Genomic DNA, 5,501 nt, shown 5'->3' with positions numbered 1-5,501 from the left:
AGGTCCACCGCAGAGAGGTGGAGCTTCCTGATTTTTTACAGCACATGGCGGATTCTCTATCTATCCTGTTTCAGAATACCAAGGTGCATTTTTCCTGTGACCTCCATGTGCCGAAGGGGAGAGCCTTCCTTGACGGGGAGCTGTTGTACCGCGTTCTGGAAAATCTGATCTCCAATGCCCTCCGTTTTGCGGAGCGGGAAATCGGGCTGGCTTTTTCTCTGGAGCATGGAATCCTGTCGGCCACCGTGACCGACGACGGGCCAGGCTTTTCGGACAAGCTGCTGAAAAAGAAAACCGCCCTGTTTTACTCCGAAGATCCCTCCGGCAAGCACCTTGGCCTGGGACTGGCTGTAAGCCGGGTGCTGTGCCAGAAGCACGGGGGAACCATAGAACTGTCAAATAAGCCGCCACATGGGGCCTGGGTGAAAGCCTCCATTAAATTGCAAGAAATATTGTATGGCACAGCCTTAATAACAGGAGGAGAAAATGGAAATATATGAAGTGATGCTTGACAGCAAACAATATGCCCAGTTAAAGAGTATGCTGATTGGAGACAGGAAGGGGGACCTCATAAGAAAAATACCAATTAGCGGAAACGATTTGTTTTGTGATATGATTCATGAAATATATTCACCTGTAATCGATGGATGGAGTACACTTGAAATTGTATTGAAAGAATCTGACAAAGCGCTGGATCTGTTAAGATTTATGACAAAACAGATATTTCCAGAGGACGAAAATTATTTTGTGAGACAGATTGGGAAAAATTGGGCAAACATTCGTTTGGAAAAGGATTGCGCATTTAGAATCTATAAGATCAAGGAAGAAGGCATAAAATAAATACTTAATAGAAAATTTCTCATTTATCGGGCGGTTATCAATAATAGGGAACTGCCCATTCAGCCGTTTTGACGATGGGGAAATTTGATAGGCGTTTACAACGAAATGCCGCCCAAAAAACTTGGGCGGCATTTTGCCGTTCTTGACCGAATTTTGACCGTTGGCCGCTATGCTTAGTCCATCAAAGCAAAGGAGGCCATGTATGCGAAAACGATTGATTGCCGTTCCCCTGCTGTGCGGCGCACTTTTATCCCTCGCCGCCTGCGGAAACTATGCCATTCCGGACAGTACGCCCCCGCCGTCACAGGCTGTCGCCGCAAACCCGTTTGAGGCGGCGGAGGAGGATTCCGGATTTCTGGCAATGCTCACCCACGAAGCTGCTTCGGCTGATTTCTCCGAGAGTGGGGAGCGTCTGCCATTCTCCTATGACGGCGGCGAGTTTCGGCTGGACTACCGATTCTCCCTCACCGGCAAGATGGATACCGTTGGGTTTCTCCTGTTCCTGGACGGCCAGCCCCAGCCCTACAAGGTGAACGATACCACAGCGGAGTATGAGTATTGCCACAGCTTCCCCGCAAAGGAGGATCAGAGCTTTTCCTTCCTCTTTGAGCCTGTGACCGGCAGCGCCGGCGATACGCTGGCCCTGACCGTGGTGAGCATCACCAACCCGGACTTCCAGCCGGATATGGAATCCACCTCCAGCTATGGCTGGTATCATAAGACGCTGGAATCCTGTGTTGAATTGCAGTTCAATGTGGATGCGCCCGCCGCCCATGCAGACCTTCCGCCTGTCCGGGAAATCTTTTCACAAAGCGAAGCGCGGGAGGAAAAGGTCACAGCGCAGTATGTGGAAAACGAGCTTCCCCAATACGGCTGGGGCGGCGTGAGCATGGACACGCTGGACAGTGGAATCTATTATACGTTCTTCTGTGACGGCGGCATCACCTATGACAACCTGCGGGTCTCCGCTCCCGTCACCCTGCGATTTACCATGTGCGGCACAGCCGGAACAAGTTACAGCATCGCTTTTTTCCTGGATCACCAGCCGGTGAAACTTGACGAAAGCACCTGCCGCTCCATTACCTTGAGCAAAGGCGGCGTCATGGAGCTTGAGGCCGTGATCGACCCGGACAAGCTGGGGCAGTTTCACACCTTCTACTGTGTGGCCGTCCCCCAGGGCGGAGCCTCTGCCCCGTTCTTTAAGACCAATTCTATTTTATTGTATAAGGAGAACTGCGCATGAAAAAGACATTCTGCATGACATTGGCGCTGCTTTTTACCCTGACGCTGTCCGCCTGCGGCAAAACGGATGCCCCTGCCCCTGCGGTTTCGGGAAACGCCCCCTCCGATACATCCGTGGTCGCTGTCCCGCCCTCTGACGGGCAGCAGAACCAGCCCATTTCCCAAGCTGGTACATCCTGCACCTTCGACCCCGCCCTGTTTGGCGGCAAGCTCCAGAGCTGCGCCTATGCCGGGAACGGAACGCTTTTTGTGCTGGCAGACAAGCTGTACCTCTACGACACTGGGACTTCCTCGGTGCTGGCCACCGCAGAAGCGCCCCTGCGCGACTTTGAAGCGCAGGCCATTGACGGGGGCTACGTCCTGTCCGGCATGGGCGATAGCGGCATGATGGCGTACATCTACGACAGCTCGCTCTCTCTGAACAAGGAGATCGCGGTGAATGAGCTTTTGCAGGGAGATTTTGTTGTCAGCGAAACCGGGGGCGTAGCGGCCTCCACGGACGGAAAGAAGCTGGCCTTCGCCGCCTTGGGCGGGCTGTATCTGTATGACCTGGAAAGCGGGAGCCTGACTACCCTCCTGGACGTGGCCCAAAACGCCGGAACAGCCAGCATCAGTATTTCCATGCTGAACGGCGCTGCCTTTGCCCAGAATAACAGCCAGATCGTGTTCTTTGGCAGCGGCAGCTCAATTCCCGCGGTAGATGGCGAGGAAGGCTTTTCCATCTATGGGAGCATCGCCGTGGATGGCAGCGGTCTGAAGCTCACAAAACCGTCCGACTATGAAATGGAAGAAATGCAGAGCAGCGTCAGCCGGTTGTTTTTCCCGCAGACCTTTACCCAGGCCGATGGAACGCTGCTTTGGATCAACCGGGCAGCCGGCAGCGCCAATACGCTTTCCTTCTCCGCCAGCGATGAGGGCAAAGACGGCGTGTACGGCTCGGAGCAGGGAAACTATGTCGCTACCGCCGTTCTGGGCAGCGATCTGACCGTCCGCGTCTATGACGTGGCCTCCGGCGAATTGGTTGCCACCGAAGTGATTGAGAACTCCGATCCCACATATTTCTACCGTATTCCCAGGATTTACCTTTTAGACGGGGCCAAGACCGCCGTAGTTGTTCTTGGAGGCAGTATCGACGAACTTGATACGCTGGTATCTGTATTTGAATTTTAAACACAGCATAATTTTAATGTATAAGTGTATAAAGGAGAATCCAAACATGAAAAAGACGATTTGTTTTCTTTTAGCCGCGCTCCTTACACTGGCGTCGCTGCCTTTCGGACAAGCCAACGCTCTGGCGGCGCCAGCCGGCCCCGTAAAGTGTGTGTTTAATTCTTCCCATTTTGATGGAAAAATCCGGGAGTGCGCCTATGCCGGGGATGGAAAACTTTTCGCAGCGGCGGATAAGCTGTACCTTTATGATACCGCCACAGGCTCGGTGCTGGCCAAAACGGAAACACCCCTGCGCTCCTTTGAGGTCCAGGCCATTGACAAAGGCTACATTCTCTCCGGTATGGGAGATGACGGCATGATGGGGTACATCTATGACAGCTCCCTTACGCTGACCAAGAAAATTGCGGTCAATCATCTTTTGACGGAGGATTTCGTGGTCAGCGAAACCGGTGTAGCGGTCTCCACGGACGGAAAGAAGCTGGCAATCGCCACCCTGAACGGACTGTATCTGTATGATCTGGAAAAAGAAAAGCTCACCACTCTGCTTGATTTGACGAAAAAGGCCGGTACATCCAAGATTCAAATTTCCGTTGTGGATGGCGTTGCGTTTTCCCAGGATAACAGTCAGATCATGTTCTATGGCGGAGGTCAGTCCATTCCCGCAAAAAAGGGCGAAAACAGTTTTTTCATCTATGGGAGCCTTGCCTTGGACGGCAGCAATTTGAAGCTCACGAAGCCGTCCTCTTACAGCATCGAGGAAATCCAACGCAGAACCGACCGCCTGTTTTTCCCGCAGACCTTTACCCGCAATGACAGGACGCTGCTCTGGCTTGACCGGAAAACCGGAGACAAAAGCACGCTCTCCTTCGCGACCAAGAACGAGGGCCGCAACGGTGTGTACAGTTCGGAGCGGGGGGACTATGTCGCCACCGCCGTTTTGGACGGCAGTCTGACCGTTCGTGTCTATGAAGCAGCTTCCGGCAAGCTGATTGCCACCAAAGTCATTCAAAATTCCAATAAAACATACTTCTACCGCATCCCCGGCATTTACCTTCTGGACGAGGCCAAGACCGCCGTGGTGCTTCTCGGAGGCAGCATCGGTGAAGTGGATACGCTGGTGTCCACATTTACCTTTGGTGAATAACATGGAGATCACATTTGAAAGCGTATCGAAGCAATACAAGAAAAAATATGCGCTGAAAAACTTTACCGCCACCTTGACCGAGGGCGTGTACGGCCTGCTGGGTGAAAACGGGGCCGGAAAAACCACGCTTATCAATACCTTTGTGGGCATCCTGCGCGGGGACAGCGGTACGATCCGGGTGGAGGGCCAGGATGTGAGGACGCTGGGCAAAGCGTTCCTGTCCCAAATTGGCTATATGCCGCAGTATCCTATCTTCTACCGGGATTTTACCGTCAAGGATTTTCTGTTCTATATGTGTGCGCTGAAAGACATTCCCACCCATGAAGCGCAAGATCGGGTTGCGGAGCTGCTTGCCACGGTGAACCTGACGGACGCACAGGACAAGAAAATCGGTGCGCTCTCCGGCGGTATGCGCCAGCGTGTTGGCATTGTGCAGGCCATGCTGTCCGACCCGAAGATTTTGATTCTGGACGAGCCCACCGCCGGTCTTGACCCCAGCGAGAGGATACGGTTTCGGAACCTGATCTCCCGGTTTGCTCAGGGGCGGACGATCCTGCTGGCAACTCACATCGTTTCCGATGTTGAGTGCATCGCACGGGAAATCCTGCTGCTGAAACAGGGGACGCTGCTCATGCAGGGAACACCCGCCGCGCTGGAACGGAACATCGAGGGCAAGGTGTGGAATGTAACCGCCGGGGCCGGGGACGCCGCGCTGCTGACCGATATGTACTGCGTCAGCAACATGAAACAGGAGGGCGGACAGTTTACCCTTCGCATTGTTGAGGATGGATGCCCGATCAAGACCGCACAGCCTGTCCGGCCCAACCTGGAGGATGTGTTCTTGTACTATAATCAAACGGCATGAATAAGATCAATATCTTTTTCATGCGCTGCGGCGTAAACGCCGCAGCAGGCCGCATTCAGCGGCCTCAATATGGATTTCATCGTCAAACACAGCGTGTTTCACACGCAGACGGGCTTTGCCCATCTGAAAAACAGCGACGCTGGTTTTCACGTTGTTTGACGATATTGCAAAGGGGAACGCCATGGTACGTCTGATACGGTATGAATTTATCAAGCAGTTCTGTAAACGCTCCATTCTGGC

Annotated in this window: 7 protein-coding genes; 6 read left to right on the top strand and 1 reads right to left on the bottom strand. The window is 53.3% G+C overall.

Annotation, left to right across the window (positions count from 1 at the left end; all coding sequences use genetic code 11):
* From QZ329_RS14780 to QZ329_RS14755, 6 genes are all read left to right on the top strand, one after another.
* On the top strand, positions 1-500 hold a 500-nt coding region (locus QZ329_RS14780; RefSeq protein WP_295753769.1), incomplete at its 5' end, for an ATP-binding protein.
* Positions 487-840, top strand: coding sequence for a hypothetical protein (locus QZ329_RS14775; protein ID WP_295753768.1), 354 nt, complete (start codon positions 487-489; stop codon positions 838-840). The genes QZ329_RS14780 and QZ329_RS14775, both read left to right, overlap by 14 nt.
* A 202-nt stretch (positions 841-1,042) precedes the next feature.
* Positions 1,043-2,083: a hypothetical protein gene (locus QZ329_RS14770; RefSeq protein WP_295753767.1), complete on the top strand. Its 1,041-nt coding sequence runs from the start codon at positions 1,043-1,045 to the stop codon at positions 2,081-2,083.
* Positions 2,080-3,252 (top strand): WD40 repeat domain-containing protein, encoded by a 1,173-nt coding sequence (locus tag QZ329_RS14765; protein ID WP_295753766.1) that lies wholly within the window; start codon positions 2,080-2,082, stop codon positions 3,250-3,252. The genes QZ329_RS14770 and QZ329_RS14765 overlap by 4 nt, the downstream gene beginning before the upstream one ends.
* 46 nt (positions 3,253-3,298) lie before the next feature.
* On the top strand, positions 3,299-4,396 hold the full coding sequence (locus tag QZ329_RS14760) for a hypothetical protein (RefSeq protein ID WP_295753765.1): 1,098 nt from the start codon (positions 3,299-3,301) through the stop codon (positions 4,394-4,396).
* Between the two features lies 1 nt (position 4,397).
* Positions 4,398-5,261 carry an ABC transporter ATP-binding protein gene (locus tag QZ329_RS14755; RefSeq protein ID WP_295753763.1) on the top strand — a complete coding sequence of 288 codons (864 nt, stop codon included), beginning with the start codon at positions 4,398-4,400 and terminating at the stop codon, positions 5,259-5,261.
* Between the two features lie 18 nt (positions 5,262-5,279).
* Here the strand turns inward: QZ329_RS14755 and QZ329_RS14750 are convergent.
* The coding region (locus QZ329_RS14750) for a hypothetical protein (RefSeq protein WP_295753762.1) at positions 5,280-5,501 on the bottom strand (222 nt) is incomplete at its 5' end.

The sequence above is a fragment of the uncultured Oscillibacter sp. genome (assembly GCF_910579365.1).
Lineage (GTDB): Bacteria > Bacillota > Clostridia > Oscillospirales > Oscillospiraceae > Oscillibacter.
Note: the sequence above shows the minus strand (reverse complement) of the source record. Positions and strands in the feature narration are given on the sequence as shown.

Coding starts and splice junctions, on each gene's coding strand:
- QZ329_RS14775 (WP_295753768.1), top strand. CDS start 487: ATGGAAATATATGAAGTGATGCTTGACAGCAAACAATATGCCCAGTTA.
- QZ329_RS14770 (WP_295753767.1), top strand. CDS start 1,043: ATGCGAAAACGATTGATTGCCGTTCCCCTGCTGTGCGGCGCACTTTTA.
- QZ329_RS14765 (WP_295753766.1), top strand. CDS start 2,080: ATGAAAAAGACATTCTGCATGACATTGGCGCTGCTTTTTACCCTGACG.
- QZ329_RS14760 (WP_295753765.1), top strand. CDS start 3,299: ATGAAAAAGACGATTTGTTTTCTTTTAGCCGCGCTCCTTACACTGGCG.
- QZ329_RS14755 (WP_295753763.1), top strand. CDS start 4,398: ATGGAGATCACATTTGAAAGCGTATCGAAGCAATACAAGAAAAAATAT.